This window comes from Methylobacterium oryzihabitans, assembly GCF_004004555.2.
Taxonomy (GTDB): Bacteria; Pseudomonadota; Alphaproteobacteria; order Rhizobiales; family Beijerinckiaceae; genus Methylobacterium; species Methylobacterium oryzihabitans.
Genome location: NZ_SACP01000001.1, coordinates 54610 through 80034, shown reverse-complemented (window position 1 = coordinate 80034; position 25425 = coordinate 54610). Strand labels below are relative to the sequence as shown.

Below are 25425 nucleotides of genomic sequence, written 5' to 3'. Positions count from 1 at the left end.
CGATGGAAGGGGGGACGGCGTCAGGCCGGGGCCGCGCTCCGGGCGCCGGCGAGATAGGGCCGCAGCAGGGCGTCGAGGTCGAGGAGGGCGAGGCCCTCGCCGCCGGCGCGGGCGTGGCCGGCGATGCCGTGGCGCGGCGCCCGGCCGGCGGCCTCGTCGGCGGTCGCCTCGACGGCGCCGAGCGCGCGGGCGACCCGGAGCGCGATCCGCGGCGCCTCGCGGCGCAGCAGCACGACGTGGCCGGCCTCGGCGGTGCCGGCGGCGAGGCCGAGGCAGGCGGCGAGGTCGAGGACGCTGACGAGGACGCCGTTGCGGCCCGACAGCCCGACCAGCGCCGGCGGCGCGCCGGGGACCGGGGTGCAGGGCCGGGCGGCCGACACCTCGGCCACCGCCTCCAGGGGCAGGCCGAACAGCTCCGGGCCGGCCCGGCACAGCAGCACCCGGCGGGTCGGGACGGCCGGCGCCGCCGCGCCGCGGCGGGCGAGCCGGGCGGTGCGCTCGTCGAGCAGCGCCGCGACGCGCTCCGGGCCGAGGGCCGATTCGGCGTCCGGGCGGACGGGACCGGTGGTCACGGCGCCGCCGCGTCGAGGAGCGGCCGCGCGGTGTCGCGCAGCAGCCCGGCGGTGAGCCCGTCGCCCTCGGGCAGCACCGTCCCGCCGGGCAGGCCGTCGGCGAGCCGCAGGGCGTTGACCAGCGCCCGGCGCCCGGCCTCGGTCCGGCCGGCGGCGATCAGCGTCAGTCCGAGGTGGTAATGGGCCATGACGAAGCCTTTATCGAGGTAGAGCGCCCCGCGAAAGGCTCTCTCGGCCTCCTCCGGCCGCCCCCGCGCCCGGGCGAGCAGGCCCTCGTAGAAGCGCAGGCGCGGGTCGGTCGGGGCGGCGCGCAGGGCCTCCCGGCAGGCGTCCCAGCCGCCGTCGAGGTCGCCGGCATCGGCCAGCGCCCGCAGGGCGGCGAGGGGGGAGGCCGGCTCCGGGGACGGTGCGGGCGCCGGAAGCGGCCGCGCCGCTGGGAGGCGGACCGGGGGAGCCGGCCTCGGCGGTACCGGCACCGGCGCCTCCGGGAGGGGCAGCGGCTCCCAGGCGACCGGCGGCTCCGGAGGGGCGGCCGCCTCGTCGTCGAGGCGCCGGTAGGCGGCGGTGCCGGGCAGGCTCACCGGGTGCAGGAAGGCGGCGAAGGCCGGGTTCGGCTCGGCATGGCCGAGCAGCAGCCAGCCTCCGGGCCGCAGGCGGGCCGCCAGCGCCCGCACCACCGCCTGCACCACGTCGGCGTGGAAGTAGATCAGCACGTTGCGGCACAGGATCAGGTCGTAGTCGGTGAGCGACAGCGAGGCGGTGCCGTCGAGGAGGCTCATCAGGTTCTGCGCCTCGAACCGGGCGAGCGAGCGGAATTCCGGCCGCAGGGCGAACACGCCCGGCCGGGCCTCGCGGAAGTAGCGGGCGCGCTCCTGTGCCGGCAGGGTCCGCATCGCCCAGGCGCCGTACTCGGCCCGGCGCGCCGCCGCCAGGACCGCGTGGTTGATGTCGGTGCCGGTGAGGCTGATCCGCCAGTCCGGCAGCCGCTCGCCGAGAAGGTCGCGCAGCAGGATCGCGACCGAATAGGTCTCGGCCCCGGTCGAGCAGCCGGCGCTCCAGATCCGCAGCCGCCGCTCGCAGGCCCTCGCCGCGATGCGCTCGGGCAAGATCGTCTCGCGCAGGGCCGCGAACTGCTCGGCGTAGCGGAAGAAGAACGTCTCGCCGATGGTGATCTCGGCTTCGAGCGCGGTCCACTCGGCCTCCGACCGGTCGAGCAGCGCGAGGTAGCCGGCGCCGTCGGCGAGCCCGCAGGCGCGGATGCGCTTGTGCAGCCGCTCCCACAGCAGGTCGTCCTTGTCGGCGTAGTAGTGGTGGCCGGTGCGCGCGATCACCCGCGCCTTCAGCGCCGCGAAGGCCGGATCGGGGTCGGGACGGGCGGGCGCGACGGCGCTCAGGCGGCCCACTCGGCGAGCCGGCGCTGCGCCTCCCGGGTCGCGTCGGAGAGCCGCCCGCGCTCCTCGGCGAGCAGGATCCGCTCGACCGCGAGGCCGTGGACGAGCCGGTCGCCGAGGCGGATCTCCTCCGCCACGCAGCCGTTCAGGGTCGCGGCGCCGCTCACGGGGCGCACCGCGTCGGGGGGCACGGTGACGAGGTCGGTGACCCGCTCGACCAGGAGGGCGATCCGCGGCGCGGTGCACAGGACGAGGTGCCGGTAGAGGCCGCGGCCGGCCGGAGCGGCGAGGCCCAGCAGGGCCGCGAGGTCGAGCACCGCCACCGCCTCCCCCGACAGGTTGAGGAATCCGGCCAGCGCCGCCGGGGCGCCGGGCGGGCGCCACAGCCGCGGCAGCGGCAGGATCTCGTCGGCCGCTTCCCGCCGCAGGGCGCAGGGCGTGCCCGCCACGTCGACCAGCAGATAGGCCGTCCCCGCATCCATCCCCGTGGCCCTCGCGCCGGCGCGTCCGGCGCGAAGGGAGATAGGCCGGCGCGGCGCCGAACCCAAGGGCATCCGGCAACGGCACCCGGCAAGGGTATCCCCGCTGCCCCGGCCTTGCCGGAATCCGGCCGCTGGCGCATGCTTTGCTGGCGGCTTTGCGGGACGGAAGGCGATGGCGTTCGAGTTGAGTGCGGAATCGGCGGCGGAGTACGAGGAGGAACTGACGCGGTTGCGGCAGGAGCACCGCGATCTCGACGATGCGATCGAGGCGCTGATGCAGCTCTCCGGCGGCGACCGGCTCCAGGTCCAGCGGCTCAAGAAGCGCAAGCTGTCCCTGCGCGACCGGATCACCTTCCTGGAGGACCAGCTCACCCCAGACATCATCGCGTAGGGGAACGGCCGGCAGGGCCATCGCTTCAGCGATCGTCCTGCGGTCGCCCGCAGGGCGACGCTGCATGGCGGGCGCGAAGAGCGCCCCGCGGAGCGGCTCCGAAGGGACGAATGTCCGCTCGAACACAGAGCGGAGCGACAGCCAAAGTCACGGATGTGACTGCCGGCGCCTGAGGCCAAGCGGGAAACCAGGGCAATCGCTCTGAAGCGATGGCCCTGGAACGGCCGGGCAGGGTGCTTGCGGCGCCGGGGAGGCGCCGCTACTTGCGGTTCGCGCGGGCCGGGCGCTTCCCGGCACATGCCGCGCCGTCGCTCGTTTCGGGCGCGGCGAGCGAAGGAACGGGCCAGACATGGCGGCATCGCCCCCGGTCGCGATCATCATGGGCAGCCAGTCGGACTGGGCCACGATGCGCCACGCCGCCGAGACGCTCGACGCGCTCGGCATCGCGCATGACGACCGCATCGTCTCGGCCCACCGCACCCCCGACCGGCTCGTCGCCTTCGCGAAGGGCGCCCGGGCCGCGGGGTTCCAGGTCGTCATCGCCGGAGCCGGCGGCGCCGCCCACCTGCCGGGCATGGCCGCCGCGATGACGCCGCTGCCGGTCTTCGGCGTTCCGGTGGAATCGAAGGCGCTTTCGGGGCAGGACAGCCTGCTGTCGATCGTGCAGATGCCGGCCGGCATCCCGGTCGGGACGCTCGCCATCGGCCGGGCCGGTGCGGTCAACGCCGCCCTGCTCGCCGCCGCCGTCCTCGCCCTGCACGACCCGGACCTCGCGACCCGCCTCGACGCTTGGCGCGCCCGCCAGAGCGAGGCGGTGGCCGAGCGCCCGGTGTCGGAGGCGCCATGACGGCCTCCCTGCAACCCAGCGCCACGATCGGCATCGTCGGCGGCGGCCAGCTCGGCCGGATGATCGCGCTCGCGGCGGCGGCCTATGGGCTCAAGGTCCACGTCTTCGCTCCCGATGCCGACAGCCCGGCCTTCGAGGTCGCCGGCCGGCGCACGGTGGCGGCCTACGACGACGCGGCGGCGCTCGCGGCCTTCGCCGATTCCGTCGACGTGGTGACCTACGAGTTCGAGAACATCCCGCGCCCGACCGCCGAGATCCTGGCCGCCCGCCGGCCGCTGCATCCGAGCGCCGCGGCGCTCGCCACCACCCAGGACCGGCTGACGGAGAAGAGCTTCGTCGCCGAGCTCGGCATCCCGACCGCGCCGTTCCGGGCGGTGGACGACGCCGACGGTCTCGCCCGGGCGCTCGCCGAACTCGGCCAGCCGGCGGTGCTGAAGACCCGCCGCTTCGGCTACGACGGCAAGGGCCAGCGGATGCTGCAGGCCGGCGAGGCGGTCGATCCCGCCGCCGTGATGGCGGAACTCGGCGGCCAGCCCTGCATCCTCGAAGGCTTCGTGCCGTTCGAGTCCGAAGTTTCGGTGGTGGCGGCGCGCACGGCGTCCGGCGGCTTCTCGGCCTTCGACCCCTGCGCCAACGAGCACCGCGACCACATCCTCGCCCGCACCCTCGTCCCGGCGCCGACCCTCGGGCCGGAGGCGGCGGCCGAGGCGCTGCGGATCGCCCGCGCCATCGCGGACGCCCTCGACTACGTCGGGGTGCTCGCCGTCGAGATGTTCGTGGTCCGCGCCGCCGACGGCCGCACCGGCCTCGTCGTCAACGAGATCGCGCCGCGGGTCCACAATTCCGGGCACTGGACCATCGAGGGTGCCCTGACGTCGCAATTCGCCCAGCACGTCCGGGCGATCTGCGGCTGGCCGCTCGGCGATCCCGGCCGGGTCGGCGGCGCGGCGGTCGAGATGCTGAACCTCGTCGGGGCCGAGGCGGACGACTGGCCCTCCTACCTCGCCGAGCCCGGCGCCCACCTGCATCTCTACGGCAAGGGCGAGGCGAGGCCCGGCCGCAAGATGGGCCACGTCACGCGGCTGCGGTCCTAGAGCCCGAACGATGTGGCCCTCCGGCCACATCGGCTCGCGGCCCGGCCCGCCGGGCCGGCTGCCGCGGCGGCCAGCCACACCTTCGCCACATCGGAACCCGAAGCGGGACACCGGCGCCTTAAGCCGGCATTCACCGCGATCCGAGATCGTTCCGCCACGGAACCTCGCGCGGCCCGGGCCGGCCGCGCGGGCTTCGTCACCGGCCGTGAGGCCGTGACGAGCGACTGGAACGACGAGGGGTGAGCGGCAGGACCGGCCGCCTCCGGGGGATCGGGCGATGAACTCTGTGATCGGCCACAGCCGTGCGGCGCGGATGCTCGGCGCGACGGCGTTGACGGCGCTGGCGCTCGCCGGCTGCGACACCGTCAGCCGTGCCACCTCGACGCGGCAATTCGCGGTGCTGGAGGCGGCCGACAAGTCCGGCGCCACCGAGACCAACATCGCCTCGCTGTCGGACGTCATCGCGCGCAACCCGAGCGATGCCGCCGCCTACAACACCCGCGGCGCCGCCTATGCCCGCGCCGGCGCCTACACCGATGCGATCGCCGACTTCACCAAGGCGATCCAGCTCGACCCGAACTCCGCCTCGGCCCTGAGCAACCGCGCCCTGGCCTACCGCCAGTCCGGCCGCAACGACGCCGCGCTCCAGGATTTCTCGCGGGCGATCAACGTCGACCCGAACTACGGCGCCGCCTATATCGGCCGCGCCAACCTCCAGCGCGCCCAGGGCAACTTCGAGGCCGCCTACGCCGACCTGAGCCAGGCGATCCGCCTGACGCCGGAATCGGCCGAGGCCTACCACGCCCGCGGCCTCGTGCGGCAGGCGCAGGGGCAGCACCGCGCCGCGATCGGCGACTTCGACGCCGCCATCGACCGCAACCCGTTCGTGAGCGCGCCCTACGCCGCCCGCGGCCAGAGCCTCATCGCCACCAACCAGTTCGACAAGGCGATCGAGGACTACAACGCCGCGCTCAACGTCAACAACAAGGACGCCGATTCCTGGGCCTACCGCGGCCTCGCCTACGAGAAGAGCAACCGCCGCCAGGAGGCGGTCGAGAGCTACCAGCGCGCGGTGGCGATCGACCCGAACAACGCCGTCGCCAAGCAGGGCCTCGGCCGCGGCCAGGGCGGCATGGCCTCGCTGTTCCGGTAGCGCAGCAGCCCGTGCGCGGGCGGCCGGTCGCCGCCCGCGGGCCTGGGTCTACTCCGCCGCCTGCCGCGGCGCGTAGCCGAGGCGGTCGTTGAGTTCGGCGATCAGCGTCACCGCCGCCTCGGCGATGACGGTGCCGGGCGGGAAGATCGCCGAGGCGCCGGCCGCCTTCAGGGCGTCGAAGTCGCCGGGCGGGATCACGCCGCCGACCACGATCATCACGTCGGGCCGGCCCGCCTCGGTCAGCGCCCGCTTGAGTTCCGGCACCAGCGTCAGGTGGCCGGCGGCGAGCGACGACACCCCGACGATGTGGACGTCGTTCTCCACCGCCTGCCGCGCCGCTTCCTCGGGGGTGGCGAAGAGCGGGCCGATATCGACGTCGAAGCCGAGATCCGCGAACGCGGACGCGATCACCTTCTGGCCGCGGTCGTGCCCGTCCTGGCCCATCTTGGCGACGAGGATGCGGGGGCGGCGCCCGTCCGCCTCCTCGAACGCCTCGACCAGACCGCGCACCCGCTCGACCGCCCCCGACATGCCGCCCATCTCCCGCTTGTAGACGCCCGAGATCGAGCGGATCTCGGCCCGGTGCCGGCCCCAGGCCCGCTCCAGCGCCTCCGAGATCTCGCCGATCGTCGCCTTGGCCCGCGCCGCCTCGACGGCCAGCGCCAGCAGGTTGCCGCCCCCGCCCGCCGCCCGGGTCAGCGCCTCGAGCCCCGCCGCCACCGCCGCCTCGTCGCGCTCGGCGCGCAGGCGCTTGAGCTTGTCGATCTGGAGCGAGCGGACGTTGCCGTTGTCGACCCGCAGGAGGTCGATCGCCCGGTCGCCGTCGGGCTTGAACTTGTTGACGCCGACGATGGTCTGCTGGCCGGAATCGATCCGCGCCTGGGTGCGGGCGGCGGCCTCCTCGATGCGCAGCTTCGGGATGCCGGCCTCGATCGCCTTGGCCATGCCGCCGAGCGCCTCGACCTCGCGGATGTGCTCCCAGGCGCGGGCGGCGAGGTCGGCGGTCAGCCGCTCGACGTAGTACGAGCCGCCCCACGGATCGATGATCCGCGTCGTGCCGCTCTCCTGCTGCAGGAAGAGCTGGGTGTTGCGGGCGATGCGGGCCGAGAAGTCGGTCGGCAGCGCCAGCGCCTCGTCCAGCGCGTTGGTGTGCAGCGACTGGGTGCCCCCTTGCGTCGCCGCCATCGCCTCGACGCAGGTGCGCGTCACGTTGTTGAACACGTCCTGGGCGGTGAGCGACCAGCCGCTCGTCTGCGAGTGGGTCCGCAGCGCCAGCGACTTCTGGGATTTCGGCTCGAACTCCTTGACGAGCTTGGCCCAGAGCAGGCGCGCCGCCCGCATCTTGGCCACCTCCATGAAGAAGTTCATCCCGATCGCCCAGAAGAACGACAGGCGCGGGGCGAACTGGTCGATGGTCAGCCCGGCCGCGAGCCCGGCCCGGATGTACTCGACGCCGTCGGCCAGCGTGTAGGCGAGTTCGAGATCCTGCGTCGCTCCGGCCTCCTGCATGTGATAGCCGGAGATCGAGATCGAGTTGAACTTCGGCATGTGGGCCGAGGTGTAGGAGAAGATGTCGGAGATGATCCGCATCGACCCGGCCGGCGGGTAGATGTAGGTGTTGCGGACCATGAACTCCTTGAGGATGTCGTTCTGGATCGTGCCGGCGAGCTTGCCCGGCGGCACGCCCTGCTCCTCGGCCGCGACGATGTAGAGCGCGAGGATCGGCAGCACCGCGCCGTTCATCGTCATCGACACGGTCATCTGGTCGAGGGGGATGCCCGCGAACAGCGTGCGCATGTCGTAGATCGAGTCGATCGCGACGCCCGCCATCCCGACGTCGCCCGAGACCCGCGGGTGGTCGGAATCGTAGCCGCGGTGGGTGGCGAGGTCGAAGGCGACCGACAGGCCCTTCTGACCCGCCGCGAGGTTGCGGCGGTAGAAGGCGTTGGAATCCTCCGCCGTAGAGAAGCCGGCATATTGCCGGATCGTCCAGGGCTGGGTGACGTACATCGTCGGGTAGGGGCCGCGCAGGAACGGCGCCATGCCCGGATAGGTGTCGAGGAAGTCGAGGCCGTCGCGGTCGCCCGGGCCGTAGGCCGGCTTCACCGGGATGCCCTCCGGCGTCATCCACGGCTCGCCCGCGGCCGGAGAGGCCGCGGCGGACGGCGTCGGCGCGAACGCGATCCCCGAGAAGTTCGGGATCCGGCTGGCCGGGCGGCGGGTCTCCGTGTCGCGGGTCTCCGTATCGCGGATCATGGCCTCGGGCTCTCGTTGATGGCGTTCGACCCAGTATAGGCCGCGCCACCGTCCGAGGCCATGGGATCAAGGATCAACCCGCCCGCGGCCGTGGTCAGGGCTGCGCCCCGGCCAGCGCCCTGGCCCGTGTCCAGTCCCGGCGCCGCTGGGCCGCCCGGGATTCGGCGCTCTCCCGGTCGGCGGGCGCGTCGGCGTAGAACCCAGCCACCGGTGCTCCGCCATGGACCGCGAAGCCCGCACCGGTCTCGTGCCGCAGCCGCCAGCAGCCGCGCTCCTGCCGCTCGCCGTCGCTGCGGGCCTGGCTGCACGCCTCGATCCGCCGCTGCCGGGGCGAGGCGTCGGCCGTGGCGGACAGGAGCGCGACAAGGCAGGGGGCGAAGAGGGCGGCGAGGACGCGGTGCGGCTTGCGGAGCATGGACGACCTGGGCAGGAGGGACTCCTTCCAGCATGGTCCCTTTGATCAGCAATAGCAATCCATTCTGATCGGGAGTGCAAAACTGTACGATCTAACCTCGTAAGTGCCAAAACAACCTACAGCTATAAAATTGAGGACCATTGATCTTTATTTTCAATCGTGACCCTCATTTGAAAGATCTAACTGGGCGCGATGATCCAGTATATCTACTATTTCAGTAATATTTTTATCAAATTCGCAACCTTGTGAGAGAGACAAATGAGCTTTTTTCCAATTCGTTGAAGTAAAATCCGGCTGGTACCCGTCGATCATTATAGGTATCACCTCGTTCTTGCTAAAGCGTTCTGAAAATGCCTCGCTCTCGAATTTTGCCCAGATCCTTGTGGGGTACTCTTTACTGAGGAGGCATATTACATATCTAGCATCAGATTGATAGATCGGAGCAAGATACCCCTCAACATCGGCGGCCAGCATTCGGTAAGTTTCATTTTTATCGTAAAAAACTTTATAGCCTGCGGCTGTTAACTTATCGAACAAAGATTTTGCATGCTCTCGCTGGCTTCCTGCGAAAGATAGCGCAAAGTCGTATTTTTTATTGAAAGATTTACCTCTATATCCGATATCTTTTGCAAGTTTGCTCCATGAGATATTTCTTATAAAGAATACAAATTGCGGGTCATCGACAACCAAGCGCGCTGCGTCGTCATCGTAATTGAAGACAGTAGAGAGTTCGCTATCAGCGGACAAAAATTTTGCAAGATGTTTCTTCTCAACAATTTGATTAACACTGCCTTTCAATTCGGGATGTCTCAGTACTGCCTCCTTGATATCGAGCGACCACGGTCCCTCAGTAGAAAGCCAATGCAACACATTCAGATACGCAGCCAATCCAGTACTCTTGAATTTTGCCCCTCGCGAGAATTTTCTGCAGATTGGATAAAATGTATTTTTCAGCCTCTCCCAAACCTCAGCTTTTACATTCTCGAAGCTTACTTCAGTTATGATAGGAGAGGCAGGTCTTTCAAGAATCTTGGCGATCAAGCAAGCCTCAAACGCCAACATCTGCGCAATATAAAATCCACCGCTGGCTTCTTTTACAATGTCGTCCTTTATATTGAGAGTAATATTTAGCGCTTCTTCACCTTTTTTGAGCAATTCCAGTAGCTTTGTGTCTGGATTTTTTTCGAATCTAATAATATCAACACGATTGGCTAAATCGCTCGCAAACTCGATTAGCCCCCTACCGGCGTCATTTATGCCAATTAGTATGATTTTACTGTTTTCCGCTTGAGTGTCAGCTAGGTATTTTGCGTGATCCGCGATTTTTCGTCTGATGTCAGACGAAAATTTATGAAAATCGTCCACGATAATTGCACCAGTACCGGCAAGTTCTGGTATTAGCTCTATATACTCAATATCATCTAATCTTCTCGCGGAAAGTTTTGTGAATCCCGCGCTATAGCCAGATTTTTCGATTGCCTTGAGTACAGCGGTTGTTTTTCCAATTCCAGACGGTCCTTCGATAATCATCGGACGGCCAGGAGTTCTTAAATTTACAACAATACTATCAAACTCCACTGGCTCAACGAACGTAAATGTCGGAACTCCATTTTTAACAAAGACATTCTGTAGATAGGTCGTCATAATTTATCGCTCAGCTTATCTAGGTCTCTCATTGCTACCATATGCGCTTTGAAAAAAAAGATGCTCTCCTGGGTCTGTCCTGAGATTTTTGAAGGGCTATTTTCGGAGCGATCGATTTTGGAGTTCGCCCGTTGCCCGATCGCTTCGTGCGGGTCGCCCTGTTCGCCGCCCTCGGCCTGCTCGCCGCCTTCGTGGCCCAGCCCTACCTGACCGCGCTGCTGTTCTCCGCCGACGAGCCCCGGGCGGTGACCCCGCGCGGCGACCTCGCGCCGGCCGAGGCCTCGACGGTCGCGCTGTTCGAGCGCGCGGCGCCGTCGGTCGTCCACGTCTTCGCGCGCAACCGCAACCGGACGACGGCGCGGTTCGACCCCTATAGCGGCGAGGAGCAGTCGCAGGGCGGCAGTGGCGACCAGACCGGCACCGGCTTCGTCTGGGACGCCGCCGGCCACGTCGTCACCAATAACCACGTCATCCAGGGCGGGACCGAGATCGCGGTGCGGCTCTCCACCGGTGAGGTCGTGCCCGCGACCCTCGTCGGCACCGCGCCGAATTACGACCTTGCGGTGCTGCGGCTCGGGCGCACCGCGAACCCCCCGCCGCCGATCGCCATCGGCACCTCCGGCGACCTCAAGGTCGGGCAGTTCGCCTACGCCATCGGCAACCCGTTCGGCCTCGACCACACCCTCACCACCGGCGTCATCAGCGCCCTCCAGCGCCGGCTGCCGACCGCGGAAGGGCGCGAGCTCTCGGGCGTGATCCAGACCGACGCGGCGATCAATCCGGGCAATTCCGGCGGCCCTCTGCTCGACTCCGCCGGTCGGGTGATCGGGGTCAACACCGCGATCTTCTCGCCGTCCGGCGCCAGCGCCGGCATCGGCTTCGCGGTGCCGGTGGACGTGGTGAACCGGGTGGTGCCGGAACTGATCCGCACCGGCCGCACGCCGAGCCCGGGCATCGGCATCGTGGCGGCGCGCGAGGAAGCGACGGCGCGGCTCGGCATCGACGGCGTCGTGGTGGTGCGCGTCGTGCCGGGCTCCCCGGCGGCGGCAGCGGGGCTGCGCGGCGTCGATCCCCAGACCGGCGAACTCGGTGACGTCATCGTCGGCGTCAACGGACAGCCGGTGAGCCGGCTCGCCGACCTGACCCGGGCGGTCGAGGCGGCCGGTCTCGGCCAGCAGGTCCAGTTGCAGGTCGAGCGCGACGGCCGCATCCGCACCCTGCCGCTCACCACCGCCGATCTCGGGACGACCCGGCGCTGACGGTTGTATTGTCACCCGTCTGACACGCGGCCCGCGCAGAAGGGCGCCGCCCTTCACGCGAGGCCCCGATGCCCAGACGCTCCCTGCTCGCCGCCGCCCTCCTGCTCTCGGCGGCCTCCGCCGCCCTCGCCGAGCCGCAGAGCTACCCGGCGGTCCTTGCCGGCCACGCGATCCTGCCGGCCGAGACCTACGTCGCCGCTCCCGAGGACGCCCCGGCCGACCTCGCCAACCCCGGCAAGTTCACCACCGGGCGCCGGGTGGCGGCGGTCGGCACCGTCGAGGCGCAGTCGATGGGCCGGCCGACCTCGCTGAAGCTGCCGCTCAAGGGCCAGCCGCTCCAGGGCCACTCCGGCATCAAGCGGATGCCCGACGGCACCTTCTGGGTCCTGACCGACAACGGCTTCGGCGCCAAGGCGAACTCGCCCGACGCGATGCTCTACCTCAACCGCTACCGGATCGACTTCGACAAGGGCGGCGTCGAGCGCCTGGAGACGGTATTCCTGCGCGATCCCGACAGGAAGGTGCCGTTCCGCATCGCCAACGAGGGCACCGCGTCGCGCTACCTCACCGGCAGCGACCTCGATCCCGAGAGCCTCCAGCCGGTCGGCGACGGGTTCTGGATCGGCGAGGAATTCGGCCCCTACCTCGTGCGCATCGACCGCACCGGCAAGGTCGAGTCGGTGGTCGAGACCAGGGCCGAGGGCAAGCCGGTGCGCTCGCCCGACCACATGGCGGTGACGACTCCGGCGACGCCGACCGGCACCGTCAGCTTCAACGCCCGCCGCTCGAAGGGCTTCGAGGGCATGGCCGCCTCGCCGGACGGCAGCCGCCTCTACGCCCTGCTCGAAGGCCCGCTGTGGAACGCCGAGGCCAAGGACTGGGAGAAGCGCGACGGCCGCGAGGTGCTGCGCATCCTCGAGTTCGACACCGCGAAGCAGGACTGGACCGGCCGGTTCTGGACCTACCCGCTCGAGGCCAACGGCAACGCCATCGGCGACTTCAACCTCATCGACGCCACGACCGGGCTCGTCATCGAGCGTGACGACGGCGAGGGCGATGCCGGCAAGGCCTGCCCTGCGGGAGAGAAGCGTCCCGACTGCTTCTCGACGCCGGCGACGTTCAAGCGCGTCTACAAGGTCGAGATGACCGACGCCAACCAGGGCGGCCCGGTGCGCAAGATCGGCTCCATCGATCTCATGCGGATCGCCGACCCGGCCAAGAAGGCGAGAAAACCCCTCACCGAAGGCGTGCTGACCTTCCCGTTCTTCACCATCGAGAACGTCGACATCGTCGACGACCGCCACATCGTCGTCGGCAACGACAACAACCTACCGTTTTCGGCCAGCCGCGACCCGCACACGGTCGACGACAACGAGTTCGTGCTGCTGGAGGTGGCGGAGTTCCTGAAGGCGAAGTAGGCGGGGGCCTCTCGGCGTCTCCGCACGGGAAATGTTCGGAAGGTCGCCTGCTCGATGCGAGAGGGGCCGGCTCGATCGGAGCCGGCCCCCTACTCAGTATCGGCGGAACCGCGCCGATCTGTGCACCAGGCCCCCCCTTTCCGGGTCCGTTCCGGACCTGCGCGCATGCAGCGCCAGCGGAATGCGACCCGGGATCCAGCACAGGAAGTGCCGCAAAGCGGCGCAGTCCGCCGGCACCGTTGCCGAGGACGGACGCTTCGCGACTCCTCGTGCTCGTTCCCGGATCTCCTTCCGCTGACGCTCCAGTCGTCCGGGAAAGGGAAAGCGTCCCTATTACATCGTGCGAGCGGAGATCCCGTTTTCCGGGATGGCAACCCTGCCGGGATCCGAACAATACCCCCGCAATCGCGCCCCGCCGCTCAACCTCGTCTTATCCGCCGATGCGGTACGCCGTCCGCCTGCGCCGCACCCGGCGCCGGAGACGCCCCCCGATGCGCCGGATCCTCCTCTCGGCCCTGCTCGCCGCCACGGGCCCGGCCCACGCGACCGCCATCGGCGATCCGTTCCTGCCGATCCTCGTCACCGTGACTCTGTCGCCCAAGGCCGCCGACCGGCTCAACCGCAGCCGCGACCCGGTCCAGGTCACCGCCTTCTACAGCTTCCGGCCGCCGCACCGGATCGCCCGCACCCTGCCGGAGGGCGAGATCGCGCTCGGGCGCGAGACCGTGCCGATCCGCTCGGATTCCGCCCGGGCCCGGCTCGTCGGCGACGGCTACCGGCCGGACGGGATCGATCCGCTGATGGCCGGCCAGCGGATGGTGCTGGTCAACGTCTATTCCGGTCGCGACGGCGGTCCGCTCAACGTCCTCGATTGCGGCATCTTCGAGGGCACCCTGCGCGAGGCCGCGGCTCGGCCGATCCCGATCGAGTGCCGCCTGATCGGCGAAGAGTAGGGCAGCAGCGTTCACCCTGAACCGCCACGCTCCACACCCCGATTTCATCCAGCTTCTTCGCAGTGCAGCAGGCCCGTTCAACAAAAATTCCCTGTCGCTCCACCGAACCGCGCGATTGATTCCCGGGGCGTCGACGCCCACCCTCCACCTTAGAACGACAACGATTTCGGGTTGGGAACGATGCCGACACATGAGCCCTGGAACGCCCCGCGGGCGGCCGGGATCATCGCCGAGCACACGCAGCGGGAGGGGGCGACCCTGCCGATCCTCCACGCGCTGCAGGAGACGTTCGGTTACGTCGACGCCGAAGCGGTGCCGCTGATCGCCGACGCGCTCAACCTGTCGCGGGCCGAGGTCCACGGCTGCATCACCTTCTATCACGACTTCCGGTCCGCGCCGGCCGGGCGGCGCACCGTCAAGCTGTGCCGGGCAGAGGCCTGTCAGGCGATGGGCGCGGACGCGCTCCACGACGAGATCCTGTCCCGGCTCGGTGTCGACTGGCACGGGACCACCCGCGACGGCGCGGTGACGGTCGAGCCGGTCTTCTGCCTCGGCCTGTGCGCCTGCGGCCCGGCGGCGCTGATCGACGGCCAGCCGCTCGCCCGGCTCGATGCCGACACCCTGCAGGCGGTGGTGACGGAGCGGCTGTCGTGAGCGTCATGGTCTTCATCCCCCGCGACGCGGTGGCGCTCGGCCTCGGTGCCGACCGGGTCGCGGCTGCCGTCGCCCGCAGCGCCGAGACCCGCGGGCTCGACATCCGCATCGTGCGTACCGGCTCGCGCGGCATGCTGTGGCTGGAGCCGCTGGTCGAGGTGGCGACGCCGGAGGGCCGCATCGCCTACGGGCCGGTGCGGCCGGGCGACGTCGAGTCGCTGTTCGATGCCGGGCTCGCCGAGGGCGGCGCCCACCGGCTGCGCATCGGCCGGCCGGAGGAGCACCCCTACCTCGCGCGCCAGCAGCGCCTCACCTTCGGCCGCTGCGGCATCGTCGATCCGGTCTCGGTCGAGGATTACCGGGCGCATGGCGGCTATCGCGGGCTGGAAAGGGCGCTGGCGGTCGAACCCGTCGCCGTGGTGGATGCCGTGAAGGCGTCGGGCCTGCGCGGCCGCGGCGGTGCCGGCTTCCCGACCGGCATCAAGTGGAACACCGTGATGCTGGCGGAAGCCGACCAGAAATACGTGGTCTGCAACGCCGACGAGGGCGATTCCGGCACCTTCGCCGACCGGATGCTGATGGAGGGCGACCCCTTCACCCTCATCGAGGGCATGACCATCGCGGCGGTCGCGACCGGCGCCACCCGGGGCTACATCTATCTCCGCTCGGAATATCCCCAGGCCTACGAGACCCTGAAGGCGGCGATCGCGGCCGGCGAGCGGGCGGGCGTGCTCGGCGCCGACATCCTGGGCTCCGGCAGGAGCTTCCATCTCGAAGTCCGGCTCGGAGCCGGCGCCTATATCTGCGGCGAGGAGACCTCGCTGCTGGAGAGCCTGGAGGGCCGGCGCGGCATCGTGCGGGCCAAGCCTCCGATCCCGGCGCTGAAGGGCCTGTTCGGCAAGCCGACGCTGGTCAACAACGTTCTGTCCTTCGCCGCCGTGCCGTGGATCCTGGAGCATGGCGGACAGGCCTATGCCGATTACGGCATGGGCCGGTCGCTGGGCACCCTGCCGATCCAGCTCGCCGGCAACGTCCGGCAGGGCGGCCTGATCGAACTCGCCTTCGGCATCACGGTGCGGGAGGTGATCGAGGAGTTCGGGCTCGGCACCGCGTCGGGCCGGCCGGTGCGGGCGGTGCAGGTCGGCGGGCCGCTCGGGGCCTATTTCCCCGACGCGCTCCTCGACACGCCGCTCGACTACGAGGCCTTCGCGGCCAAGAAGGGGCTGGTCGGCCACGGCGGCATCGTGGTGTTCGACGACACCGTCGACATGGCGCGCCAGGCCCGCTTCGCCTTCGAATTCTGCGCCATCGAATCGTGCGGCAAGTGCACCCCCTGCCGCATCGGCGCGGTGCGCGGGCGCGAGACCATGGACCGGGTCATCGCGGGCGAGGACGCGCAGGCCAATCTCGCCCTGGTCGCCGACCTCTGCGAGGTCATGACCGACGGCTCGCTCTGCGCCATGGGCGGCCTGACGCCGGTGCCGGTCATGAGCGCGATCACCCACTTCCCCGAGGATTTCGACCGCAGCCGGCCGTTGCCGCTCGCGGCCGAGTGAGGAGGCGTCGATGGCCCTCATCAAGGAAATCGACTACGGCACCCCGATCCGCGTCGCCGACAAGACGGTGACGCTGACGATCGACGGCCAGAGCGTCACGGTGCCCGCCGGCACCTCGGTGATGGCGGCGGCGATGCACGCCGGCACGCAGATCCCGAAGCTCTGCGCCACCGATTCCCTCGAACCGTTCGGCTCGTGCCGGCTCTGCCTCGTCGAGATCGACGGGCGGCGCGGCACGCCGGCCTCGTGCACCACGCCGGCCGAGGACGGCATGGTGGTCCACACCCAGTCGGACAAGCTCCACCGCCTGCGCAAGGGCGTGATGGAGCTCTACATCTCCGACCACCCGCTCGACTGCCTCACCTGCGCCGCCAACGGCGATTGCGAGTTGCAGGACATGGCCGGCGCCGTCGGCCTGCGCGAGGTGCGCTACGGCGAGGGCGAGAACCACGTCCACAAGACCTCGGACCGATACCTGCCCAAGGACGAGTCGAACCCCTACTTCACCTACGATCCGGCCAAGTGCATCGTCTGCAATCGCTGTGTGCGGGCCTGCGAGGAGGTGCAGGGCACCTTCGCGCTGACCATCGCCGGGCGCGGCTTCGATTCGCGGGTGGCGTCGGGCCCGACCAACTTCATGGACTCCGAGTGCGTGTCCTGCGGCGCCTGCGTGCAGGCCTGCCCGACCGCGACCCTGACCGAGAAGTCGGTGATCGCGATGGGTCAGCCGGAGCACTCGGCGGTCACGACCTGCGCCTATTGCGGCGTCGGCTGCGCGTTCAAGGCCGAGATGCAGGGCGAGCGCGTGGTGCGGATGGTGCCCTACAAGGGCGGGAAGGCCAACGAGGGGCATTCCTGCGTCAAGGGCCGCTTCGCCTACGGCTACGCCACCCACAAGGACCGCATCACCAAGCCGATGATCCGGGACAGGATCACGGATCCGTGGCGCGAGGTGACCTGGGCCGAGGCGATCGACCGCGCGGCGTCGGAGTTCAAGCGCATCCAGGCGCGGTACGGCCGCGACGCGATCGGCGGCATCACCTCGTCGCGCTGCACCAACGAGGAGGCCTACCTCGTCCAGAAGCTGGTCCGCGCGGCTTTCGGCAACAACAACGTCGATACCTGCGCCCGGGTCTGCCATTCGCCGACCGGCTACGGGCTGATGACGACGCTCGGCACCTCGGCCGGCACCCAGGACTTCGCCTCGGTGGCCGATGCCGACGTGATCCTGGTGATCGGCGCCAACCCGACCGACGGCCACCCGGTCTTCGGCTCGCGGATGAAGAAGCGCCTGCGCCAGGGCGCCCGGCTCATCGTCGCCGACCCGCGCAAGATCGACCTCGTCAAGTCGCCCCACATCAGGGCCGATCACCACCTGCCGCTGAAGCCCGGCTCCAACGTCGCCTTCATCAACGCGATGGCGCACGTCATCGTGACCGAGGGCCTCGTGGACGAGGCCTATGTCCGCGACCGCTGCGACCTCGTCGATTTCGAGGTCTGGGCCCGCTTCGTCGCCGACCGGCGCCACGCGCCGGAGGAGGTCGCCGAGATGATCGGGGTCGACGCCGCCGAGCTGCGCGCCGCCGCCCGGCTCTACGCCACCGGGGGCGCCGCGGCGATCTATTACGGGCTCGGCGTCACCGAGCACAGCCAGGGCTCGACCATGGTGATGGGCATGGCGAACATCGCCATGGCCACCGGCAACATCGGCAAGCCCGGCGCCGGCGTGAACCCGCTCCGCGGCCAGAACAACGTCCAGGGCTCGTGCGACATGGGCTCGTTCCCGCACGAGCTGACCGGCTACCGCCACGTCTCGGACGACGCCACCCGCGAGACCTTCGAGTCGCTGTGGGGCGCGACCCTCTCGGCCGAGCCGGGCCTGCGCATCACCAACATGCTCGACGAGGCCGTCGCCGGCACCTTCAAGGGCCTCTACATCCAGGGCGAGGACATCGCCCAGTCCGACCCCGACACCCACCACGTCACCGCCGGCCTCAAGGCGATGGAGTGCATCGTCGTCCAGGACATCTTCCTCAACGAGACCGCCAAGTACGCCCACGTCTTCCTGCCCGGCGCCTCGTTCCTGGAGAAGGACGGCACCTTCACCAATGCCGAGCGGCGGATCAGCCGCGTGCGCAAGGTGATGGCGCCGCTCGGCGGCTACGGCGACTGGGAGGGCACGATGCTGCTCGCCAACGCGCTCGGCTATCCGATGGACTACACCCATCCGTCGCAGATCATGGACGAGATCGCCCGGCTCACCCCGAGCTTCTCGGGCGTGTCCTACGCCAAGCTAGAGGAACTCGGCTCGATCCAATGGCCGTGCAACGACAAGGCGCCGCTCGGCACCCCGATGATGCATGTCGACCGCTTCGTGCGGGGACTGGGCAAGTTCATGATCACCGAGTTCGTGCCCACCGACGAGCGCACGACCCGCAAGTTCCCGCTGATCCTCACCACGGGGCGGATCCTGTCGCAGTACAATGTCGGGGCGCAGACCCGGCGCACCCACAATTCGCGCTGGCACGAGGAGGACGTGCTGGAGATCCACCCGTTCGACGCCGAGACCCGCGGCATCGTCGACGGCGACCTCGTCGCCCTGGAGAGCCGGTCTGGCGACATCGCGCTGAAGGCCCGCGTCACCGAGCGGATGCAGCCGGGCGTCGTCTACACCACCTTCCACCACGCCAAGACCGGCGCCAACGTCATCACCACCGACTATTCCGACTGGGCCACCAACTGCCCCGAGTACAAGGTGACGGCGGTGCAGGTCCGGCGTACCAACCGGCCGTCCGATTGGCAGGCCCGGTTCTATGAGGAAGACATCTCCCTCACCCGCATCGCGCAACAGCTCGATGCCGCCGAATGAGGCCGGCGCGACCGCGATCCGGGTCCCGACCCGGGTCGTCGCCTGGGAGGCCGCGGAGGGGCGGGACGACAGCCGCCCCCTCGCGGTCGAGACGCCGGTCAACCTGATCTACGGCAGCGTGCCCTACGCCGTGATGATGACGACGCCGGCCGACCTCGTGGACTTCGCCTACGGGTTCAGCCTGACCGAGGGGATCGTCCAGGCCGCCGACGAGATCCGCGGCGCCGCGATCGAGGAGGGCGAGGGTGGCCTGCGCCTCCTCGTCGACCTCGCCCCCGGGCGCCTGCGCGAGCATCTGGCGCGCAAGCGCGCGATGAGCGGGCGCACCGGCTGCGGCGTCTGCGGCATCGACGACCTCGCCGACCTGCCGCTGGCGCAAGGCCGGGCGGCGGACGGGGTGCGGGTGAGCTTCGCGGCGGTGGAGCGGGCGCTCGCCGCCCTCGGCGACGCCCAGAGCCTCAACCGCGAGACGCGGGCGGTCCACGCCGCCGCCTGGGCCGGGCTCGACGGGGCCCTCGCCGCCGTGCGCGAGGATGTCGGCCGCCACAACGCCCTCGACAAGCTGATCGGCGCGCTGATACGCGCCGGCACCCGGCCGCAAGACGGCTTCCTCGTCATCACCAGCCGGTGCTCGTTCGAGATGGTCGAGAAGGCGGCGAGCTTCGGCGCGGCGATTCTCGTCGCGATCTCCGCCCCGACCTCGCTCGCCGTCGCGCGCGCGCGCCTGCACGGCCTCACCCTCGCGGCCATCGCCCGCCACGACACCGTGACGGTGTTCGAGGGCGGCGACCGGCTCGTCCACGCCCCGACCGCTCCGGACCCGTCATGACCGCCGACCCGAACCAGAAGCTCGTCCGCATGGCCAACCAGATCGCCACCTTCTTCCGCTCCTATCCCGAGGACGAGGCGGTGGCGGGCATCCACAAGCACATCGTGGCGTTCTGGACCCCGAAGATGCGCGACCAGCTCGTCGCCTACTGCACCCAGGAGGATCACGGCCTCGATCCCCTGGCGCTCACCGCCCTCACGATCATCCCGAAGGCGAAGAGCCCGATCCGCGCGGCGACCACCGACCCGCACGAGATCGGGATGGGAGCGAGCGACGCCGGGTAGGGCGGGGGACCTGCCGCCGGTCGCATGCGGCCTCTGACACGGTTTTCGGACGATCGGTTCCGAAAACCGTGTCAGAGCCGGTTCGAGCGGCCGTCGATGGTATTTTCCGCGTGAAGCACCCCTTTCCCGGCCCGAATGGGCCTACACGACTGAAGCGTCAGCGGAAGGAGATCCGGGATCCAGACGTCAGATGTGCCGCGAAGCGGCTCCGTGTGCCGGCACTGTCGCTGCATATGGAGGCTTCGCGACTTCTTGTGCTGGATCCCGGATCTCCTTCCACTGCGTTCCAGTCGTCCGGGAAAGGGGAGTCCATTCTTTAGATCAAGAGTCGAACAGGCTCTCACAGCGGCGGCAGCCCGTACCGGCGGCGGGCCATCTCGCATTCCGGGTCGCCGGGCTCGCAGGTCCGGCACACCTCCGGCCGCACGGCATAGACCCGGCAGCTCACCGCGCGGCCGACCTCGCCGGCGAGCGCCGAGCAGCGGTCGCCGTCGCAGCGCATCCGCCCGGCCGGGTCGTCGACGTAGGCCGCCGGGATCAGCGCGATCTCGGCGTCGTCCTCGGTGCTGAAGCGCGGCCAGTCGGCCGAGTAGGCGCAGCAGGCGCCGCATGCCTGGCACGGCGACGACATCGGGTCAGGGCGCGGGTGCGGCGGCCGGCATCGGCGGGATCGGCCGCGGCCGGCCCTCGTCGTCGATCGCCACGAAGGTGAAGGTGCCGTCCGTGACCTTCTCGCGCAGTTGGGAGCGGAAGCGCCGCGCCCAGGCCTCGATCCCGATCCGCATCGAGGTCCGGCCGACCTTCGTGACCCGGGTGTAGACGCAGAGCACGTCGCCGACCCGCACCGGCCGCAGGAAGCTCATCCCCTCGACCGAGACCGTCACCACCCGTCCCTGCGCCCGCTCGACCCCGGCCATGCCGCCGGCCTGATCCATCTGCGACATCACCCAGCCGCCGAAGATGTCGCCGTTGGCGTTGGTGTCGGCGGGCATCGCCATGGTGCGAACCGTGAGGTCGCCCCGCGGCGCGCCCTCGTCGGCCTCGGCCTGCGTCCCGGTCGTGTCGGCCATCGTCGTCTCCCGAAAAAGGCTGGTCCGGACCTCAGGGTTCGGTGCGCCGCAGGGTCGGCAGGCCGATGCCGGCGGCATCGAACCCGCCGTCGACCGCGAGGACCTGTCCGGTGATGTAGCTCGCCTGCGGGCTGCTCAGGAAGTAGATCGCGTTCGCCAGTTCCTCCTCGAGCCCGTAGCGGGCGAGCGGGATCGCGTCGTGGTAGTCGGCCCGGATCGCCGGGCTGTGCACCGCCTTCGCCATCGCGGTCTCGACCGGGCCCGGCGCCACGGCGTTGGCGCGGATGCCGAGGCCGGCGAGTTCCACCGCCTGCTGGCGGGTGAGGTGGGCAAGCGCGGCCTTGCTGGTGCCGTAGGCGACCCGCAGGGTCGAGGCGCGCAGGCCCGAGATCGACGTGATGTTGACGATGCTGCCGCCGCCGCCGCGCGCCATCACCGGGGCCGCCGCCTGGCTGCACAGGAACGGCCCGTCGAGGTTGACCGCCAGGACCCGCGACCACTCGGCGTGGCTGGTCTGGAGCAGCGGCTTGAACACCGCCGTGCCGGCATTGTTGACGAGGGCGTCGAGCCGGCCGAAGCGCGCCTCCACCGCCCGCACCGCCGCGGCGACCGCCGCCGGGTCGGCGACGTCGCAGGTCAGCGCCAGGGTGCGCTCGGCCTCGTCGAGCGAGGCCGCGGCGGCCTCCTGCGCCGGGCCGTCGATGTCGAGCAGCGCGACGCGCCAGCCCTCGGCGAGGAAGCGGCGCGCCGCCGCGAGCCCGATGCCGCGGGCGGCGCCGGTGACGAGGGCGACGCGGGCGGGGGTTGAGGGCACCTGGGTCACGACGATCCTCCCGGGGATCGGGGCCTCGCGCCCCGTTGTGGCTGCGCTTGCCCCAGGCCGGCCGCCGGAGTCCAGCGCCAATCGCGACCCGGAGGGATTGCAGCCCGCGGTGGTGTTTTGCCGCGTCGTCTTGCCGTCCGCGGCGCGTCGCCGATGTGACGGGCGTCACCGGTCGCGGGAGACGTTCATGCTCGTCAGCCGTCGCAGCCTGCTCCGCCGCGGGGCCCTGGCCGGGGCCGGCCTCGTCGCCCTGCGCGGCGCCGCGCGGGCGGCGCAGACCGACGTCGCGGTCGTCGGGGCCGGCGCCGCCGGGCTCGCGGCGGCCGAGGCGATCCGGCGCGGCGGCCACAGCGTGGTGGTCCTGGAGGCCCGCTCGCGGATCGGCGGGCGCGCCTTCACCGACGCCTCCCTCGGGCCGGCGAGCGCGTTCGATGCCGGGGCCCAGTACATCCACTGGGCCGAGCGCAACCCCTGGAAGGCGATCGCCGCCGCCGACGGGGTCCGCACCGGCGACGACGGCGCCGGCTGGCCGCGGCTGATCCTCGACGGCGCCCCGGCGCCCGACGAGGCCCGCCTGCGCCGCCGGGCAGCGTTCGGGCGCCTGTCGGGGCTCATCGATCATCCGGCCGGGCCCGACCGGTCCCTCGCGGCGCTCGCCGGCACCGGCGACCCCGCCCTCGCGGCGGCCGCGACCGGCCTCGCCCGCCTGTCCCTCGGCGAGGAGGCCGACCGGGTTTCGGCGGCGGAATACGACCGGCTCTGGGCCGGCGACGACATCTGGGTCGACGGCTACGGGGCCCTGGTGGCGCGCCGCCACGCGGCGCTGCCGGTGCGGCTCTCGGCGCCGGTCACGGCGATCGACTGGAGCGGGTCCGGGGTCGCCCTCGCGACGTCCGGCGGCACGCTCACCGCCCTCGCGGCGATCGTGACGGTGCCGGTCGGCGTCCTCGCCGCGGACGCGATCCGGTTCGCGCCCGCGCTTCCCGCCGCGACCGCGGAGGCGGTCGCCGGCCTGCGGATGGGCGCCTACACCAAGATCGCGCTCGCGCTCGACCCCGGCCGTCTCGCCGGGCGCGAGTGGCACGACGCGGTGCTGGTGCGCTCCGGGCCGGGCGCCGGGCTCACCGCCTACCTGGAAACCCGCCCCTTCGGCCGCCCGGTCGCGGTGCTGCATGTCGGGGGCGACGCCGCCCGCGAGCTGTGCGCGGCCGGCGAGGCCGCTGCGGTCGCGGCCGCGACCGACCACCTCGCCGACGCCCTCGGGGGCGAGGCCCGCCGCACCGTCACCGGCGGCCGGCTCGCGGGCTGGTGGAGCGACCCGTGGTCGCGCGGCAGCTACTCGCTGGTCCGGCCGGGCCACCTCGCCGCCCGTGACGCCCTGCGCCGGCCGGTCGGAGGACGGCTGTACTTCGCCGGCGAGGCCACCGCCGGCGGCGGCGCGATGACGGTCGGCGGAGCCACCCTCGACGGCGAGCGGGCCGCCGCCGAGGTCCTGCGCCGCCTCGATTCCTGAGCGTCAGTGCAGCGCCCGGCGCGGCCCGTCCTCGTCCCAGCGCGCCCACGCCTCCGCCGCGGCGGCCGGGATGCCGCCGTCGTGCCGCCGGCCGCTGAGGTCGAGGAAGGTCCGCTCGCTGGTCTCGACCAGCCGCGCGGTCTCGCCGCCGGCCTCGTCCCCCTCCTCGGCGACGTAGCGGTCGAAGGCCGCCGACATCTCGGCATACGCGAAGGCGACCGGCATCGTGCGGAACAGGGTGATCCCGTCGGCGTCGAGGTCGCCGGTGTCGCGGTCGCGCATCAGCACGGCGTAGCCGTCCTCGTGCTCGGCGACCTCGTACTGCCAGAAGCGGCCCTCGCAGGCTGTCAGGATCATGCCGTCCTCCTCGCGCCGCAGGCGATGCCGCGTCCAGGGCGAATGCCGTGGGGGCCGCGCGGGTTCCGGGAGACGGCTCAGCGCCGGCCGCAGCGCAGGTACGAGGTGGCGCCGCGCTCGCTGGTCCAGGTCAGGCGGTTGCCCTCGACCGCGAGGCGGACATGCGAGGTCCAGCGCCGCCCGGCATTGCGGCAGGCGGCGGCCGTGACCCAGGCGCCGCCGGCGCGCCGGACCTCGCCGAAACGGCAGGTCGTCGGCCCGGCCACCGCCGAGCCCGCCTGGATCACCGCCGGGATGAAGCCGCGGCGGGCCGAGCGGCGGGCGGCGCAGGCGGCGGCGTTGGGTCCCCACACGCCGATATAGGCCGGCCGCGGCGCCGGTGCCGGCTCCGGCGCCTCGTCCTCGGCCACGGCGCGGCGCGTCCGCGGCGTCTCGCGGCGCGGCGGCGGCGGGTCCTCGGCTTCCGGCTCGTCGGGTTCGAGGAAGCGGGGCGGCGCCTTGACGTCCGGAACCGCCGCGCTCGCCGGGTTCGGCGGATCGCGCCAGGACGGGGCCTCGGCGGCGCCCGCCGGGGCGGGCTCGGCCGGAGCCGCCGGCACCGGCGCGGGCGGCGGCGGGCGGCGGCGGAATTGCGGGATCGTCGAGCGGTAGGGCTTCGACAGGGCGCTGGCGTCGGCCGGGATGACTTCGAGGTCCGATTGCGCCACGGCGGGACCGGCGAGCAGAGCGGCCGCGGCCGCGCACAGCAGGGCGAGCCAGCGCCGCCCCGGTCTCGTCGCCGGGACGACGGCCGCTTCCGGGCCGACCCGCTCCTCTGGCCTCATCCTGCCCCCAGCCGGCCCCACCACGCGGAGCCCCTCGACAACCCGGCGCCCCGCCGGTCTTCGACCGGGCGGGGTGCGTCTCCATCCCCCCGACGGCCGCGGACGGCATCCGCGGCCGAGCGGTCCTCAGCGGCCGAAGATGCCCTTGAGGAACTGCGCCGTGCGGTTGCGCTTCTTCTTGCGCTCCAGCTCGGCCGCGTCGCGCACCCAGGCGACCTGCACCACCCGGCGCTCGCCCTCGAACGGCCGGTGGCCGTGCCAGGAGGAGTCGCTGCGCAGGAAGGCGAACATCGTCCCCATCGTCGGCGGCACCTCGACCGCGTAGGGCTCGAACCGCTCGCCGTCGTAGAGGACGCGCAGCCGCCCGGCCTCGGGGGCGTTCCAGTCGTCGTTCATGTAGACGAGCAGCGTCATCACCTTGGACGGCCCGTCGGTGTGGATCGCGCCGTATTTCGGCTGCGAGCGCTTCATCACCGTGGTCAGGCGCGGGCACGATACGAGGTCGATGCCGAAGATCCGGCCCATCTCGGCCGAGAACGCGTCGCTCTCGAGTTCCTCGATCAGGTCCCGGAACCGCCCCGACAGGTCGATCTCGTCGAGGGTGAGGTAGCCGGGCTTGGCGATCGCCGGGAAGTCGCGGCGCAGGTCGTCGACGGCGTCGGGCCGCAGCACCGAGGTGCCGAGAAGGTGCGGATAGGGCTCGCGGGAGACGGGCGCTGCCCGCACCGCGTCGAGGTCGAGGATCGAGAGGGCCGTCATGCGTTCGAGGTC

Annotated in this window: 25 protein-coding genes; 13 read left to right on the top strand and 12 right to left on the bottom strand. The window is 70.9% G+C overall.

All coding sequences use genetic code 11. From position 1 onward, the window contains the following. Positions 1-20 precede the first annotated feature (20 nt). From EOE48_RS00375 to EOE48_RS00365, 3 genes are read right to left on the bottom strand one after another with little or no spacing between them, the layout of a single operon-like run. Complete coding sequence (locus EOE48_RS00375; RefSeq protein WP_127726794.1) at positions 21-572, bottom strand: chemotaxis protein CheW; 552 nt, start codon at positions 570-572, stop codon at positions 21-23. Continuing rightward, on the bottom strand, positions 569-1966 hold the full coding sequence (locus EOE48_RS00370) for a CheR family methyltransferase (protein ID WP_425463610.1): 1398 nt from the start codon (positions 1964-1966) through the stop codon (positions 569-571). The genes EOE48_RS00375 and EOE48_RS00370 overlap by 4 nt, the downstream gene beginning before the upstream one ends. Continuing rightward, positions 1963-2445 carry a chemotaxis protein CheW gene (locus EOE48_RS00365; RefSeq protein WP_127726792.1) on the bottom strand — a complete coding sequence of 161 codons (483 nt, stop codon included), beginning with the start codon at positions 2443-2445 and terminating at the stop codon, positions 1963-1965. Before EOE48_RS00365 ends, EOE48_RS00370 begins: the two co-directional genes overlap by 4 nt. Before the next feature lie 172 nt (positions 2446-2617). Here EOE48_RS00365 and EOE48_RS00360 point away from each other — a divergent pair, with 172 nt between their 5' ends. The 4 genes from EOE48_RS00360 to EOE48_RS00345 all read left to right on the top strand — a co-directional run bounded on the left by EOE48_RS00360 (position 2618) and on the right by EOE48_RS00345 (position 5930). Then, positions 2618-2836, top strand: a complete 219-nt coding sequence (locus tag EOE48_RS00360; RefSeq protein WP_127726791.1) for a YdcH family protein — start codon at positions 2618-2620, stop codon at positions 2834-2836. A gap of 349 nt (positions 2837-3185) precedes the next feature. Next, a complete protein-coding gene (gene purE / locus EOE48_RS00355; protein WP_127726790.1) occupies positions 3186-3683 on the top strand; it encodes a 5-(carboxyamino)imidazole ribonucleotide mutase in 498 nt (165 codons plus the stop codon). Next, positions 3680-4777 (top strand): 5-(carboxyamino)imidazole ribonucleotide synthase, encoded by a 1098-nt coding sequence (locus tag EOE48_RS00350; protein ID WP_127726789.1) that lies wholly within the window; start codon positions 3680-3682, stop codon positions 4775-4777. The genes purE and EOE48_RS00350 overlap by 4 nt, the downstream gene beginning before the upstream one ends. A gap of 277 nt (positions 4778-5054) precedes the next feature. Continuing rightward, positions 5055-5930 (top strand): tetratricopeptide repeat protein, encoded by an 876-nt coding sequence (locus EOE48_RS00345; RefSeq protein WP_127726788.1) that lies wholly within the window; start codon positions 5055-5057, stop codon positions 5928-5930. Between the two features lie 48 nt (positions 5931-5978). On the opposite strand, the gene scpA is transcribed toward EOE48_RS00345, so the two are convergent. The 3 genes from scpA to EOE48_RS00330 form a co-directional block, all read right to left on the bottom strand. Next, positions 5979-8186: a methylmalonyl-CoA mutase gene (scpA, locus tag EOE48_RS00340; RefSeq protein ID WP_127726787.1), complete on the bottom strand. Its 2208-nt coding sequence runs from the start codon at positions 8184-8186 to the stop codon at positions 5979-5981. Positions 8187-8280: 94 nt separating this feature from the next. Beyond that, positions 8281-8601 (bottom strand): hypothetical protein, encoded by a 321-nt coding sequence (locus EOE48_RS00335; RefSeq protein ID WP_127726786.1) that lies wholly within the window; start codon positions 8599-8601, stop codon positions 8281-8283. A 153-nt stretch (positions 8602-8754) separates the two neighbouring features. Beyond that, complete coding sequence (locus EOE48_RS00330; RefSeq protein ID WP_127726785.1) at positions 8755-10245, bottom strand: TIR domain-containing protein; 1491 nt, start codon at positions 10243-10245, stop codon at positions 8755-8757. A gap of 131 nt (positions 10246-10376) precedes the next feature. On the opposite strand from EOE48_RS00330, the gene EOE48_RS00325 reads away from it, so the two are divergent. The 8 genes from EOE48_RS00325 to EOE48_RS00290 all read left to right on the top strand — a co-directional run bounded on the left by EOE48_RS00325 (position 10377) and on the right by EOE48_RS00290 (position 20067). After that, positions 10377-11504: a S1C family serine protease gene (locus tag EOE48_RS00325; protein WP_127726784.1), complete on the top strand. Its 1128-nt coding sequence runs from the start codon at positions 10377-10379 to the stop codon at positions 11502-11504. A 68-nt stretch (positions 11505-11572) separates the two neighbouring features. Then, positions 11573-12922 (top strand): esterase-like activity of phytase family protein, encoded by a 1350-nt coding sequence (locus EOE48_RS00320; protein ID WP_127726783.1) that lies wholly within the window; start codon positions 11573-11575, stop codon positions 12920-12922. 491 nt (positions 12923-13413) lie between these two features. Beyond that, the gene (locus EOE48_RS00315; protein ID WP_127726782.1) at positions 13414-13875 is read left to right on the top strand and encodes a hypothetical protein; all 462 of its coding nucleotides are present in this window, start codon (positions 13414-13416) and stop codon (positions 13873-13875) included. Between the two features lie 180 nt (positions 13876-14055). Then, the gene (locus EOE48_RS00310) at positions 14056-14529 is read left to right on the top strand and encodes a formate dehydrogenase subunit gamma (RefSeq protein ID WP_127726781.1); all 474 of its coding nucleotides are present in this window, start codon (positions 14056-14058) and stop codon (positions 14527-14529) included. 5 nt (positions 14530-14534) lie between these two features. Continuing rightward, positions 14535-16085: a formate dehydrogenase beta subunit gene (locus tag EOE48_RS00305; RefSeq protein WP_425463609.1), complete on the top strand. Its 1551-nt coding sequence runs from the start codon at positions 14535-14537 to the stop codon at positions 16083-16085. A gap of 10 nt (positions 16086-16095) precedes the next feature. Continuing rightward, positions 16096-18954, top strand: coding sequence for a formate dehydrogenase subunit alpha (gene fdhF / locus EOE48_RS00300; protein ID WP_127726779.1), 2859 nt, complete (start codon positions 16096-16098; stop codon positions 18952-18954). Continuing rightward, positions 18941-19783 carry a formate dehydrogenase accessory sulfurtransferase FdhD gene (gene fdhD / locus EOE48_RS00295; protein WP_246153876.1) on the top strand — a complete coding sequence of 281 codons (843 nt, stop codon included), beginning with the start codon at positions 18941-18943 and terminating at the stop codon, positions 19781-19783. Before fdhF ends, fdhD begins: the two co-directional genes overlap by 14 nt. Beyond that, positions 19780-20067 carry a formate dehydrogenase subunit delta gene (locus tag EOE48_RS00290; protein ID WP_127726777.1) on the top strand — a complete coding sequence of 96 codons (288 nt, stop codon included), beginning with the start codon at positions 19780-19782 and terminating at the stop codon, positions 20065-20067. The genes fdhD and EOE48_RS00290 overlap by 4 nt, the downstream gene beginning before the upstream one ends. Before the next feature lie 340 nt (positions 20068-20407). On the opposite strand, the gene EOE48_RS00285 is transcribed toward EOE48_RS00290, so the two are convergent. Genes EOE48_RS00285 through EOE48_RS00275 form a run of 3 tightly spaced genes read right to left on the bottom strand, consistent with a single transcriptional unit; the run spans position 20408 to position 21951 of the window. After that, positions 20408-20698, bottom strand: coding sequence for a YkgJ family cysteine cluster protein (locus EOE48_RS00285; protein WP_127726776.1), 291 nt, complete (start codon positions 20696-20698; stop codon positions 20408-20410). A 4-nt stretch (positions 20699-20702) separates the two neighbouring features. After that, positions 20703-21137, bottom strand: coding sequence for an acyl-CoA thioester hydrolase YciA (gene yciA / locus EOE48_RS00280; RefSeq protein ID WP_127726775.1), 435 nt, complete (start codon positions 21135-21137; stop codon positions 20703-20705). A 31-nt stretch (positions 21138-21168) separates the two neighbouring features. After that, entirely contained in the window at positions 21169-21951 is a 783-nt protein-coding gene (locus EOE48_RS00275) for an SDR family NAD(P)-dependent oxidoreductase (RefSeq protein WP_127727182.1), read from the bottom strand. Between the two features lie 196 nt (positions 21952-22147). Between EOE48_RS00275 and EOE48_RS00270 the strand changes: the two genes are divergently transcribed. Continuing rightward, entirely contained in the window at positions 22148-23473 is a 1326-nt protein-coding gene (locus EOE48_RS00270; RefSeq protein WP_127726774.1) for a flavin monoamine oxidase family protein, read from the top strand. 3 nt (positions 23474-23476) lie between these two features. Here EOE48_RS00270 and EOE48_RS00265 read toward each other — a convergent pair whose 3' ends face one another. From EOE48_RS00265 to EOE48_RS00255, 3 genes are all read right to left on the bottom strand, one after another. Further along, positions 23477-23830 carry a hypothetical protein gene (locus EOE48_RS00265; RefSeq protein ID WP_127726773.1) on the bottom strand — a complete coding sequence of 118 codons (354 nt, stop codon included), beginning with the start codon at positions 23828-23830 and terminating at the stop codon, positions 23477-23479. Positions 23831-23907: 77 nt separating this feature from the next. Beyond that, positions 23908-24654 carry a hypothetical protein gene (locus EOE48_RS00260; RefSeq protein ID WP_127726772.1) on the bottom strand — a complete coding sequence of 249 codons (747 nt, stop codon included), beginning with the start codon at positions 24652-24654 and terminating at the stop codon, positions 23908-23910. A gap of 126 nt (positions 24655-24780) precedes the next feature. Then, positions 24781-25413: a 2OG-Fe(II) oxygenase gene (locus EOE48_RS00255; protein WP_127727181.1), complete on the bottom strand. Its 633-nt coding sequence runs from the start codon at positions 25411-25413 to the stop codon at positions 24781-24783. Positions 25414-25425: the final 12 nt, after the last annotated feature.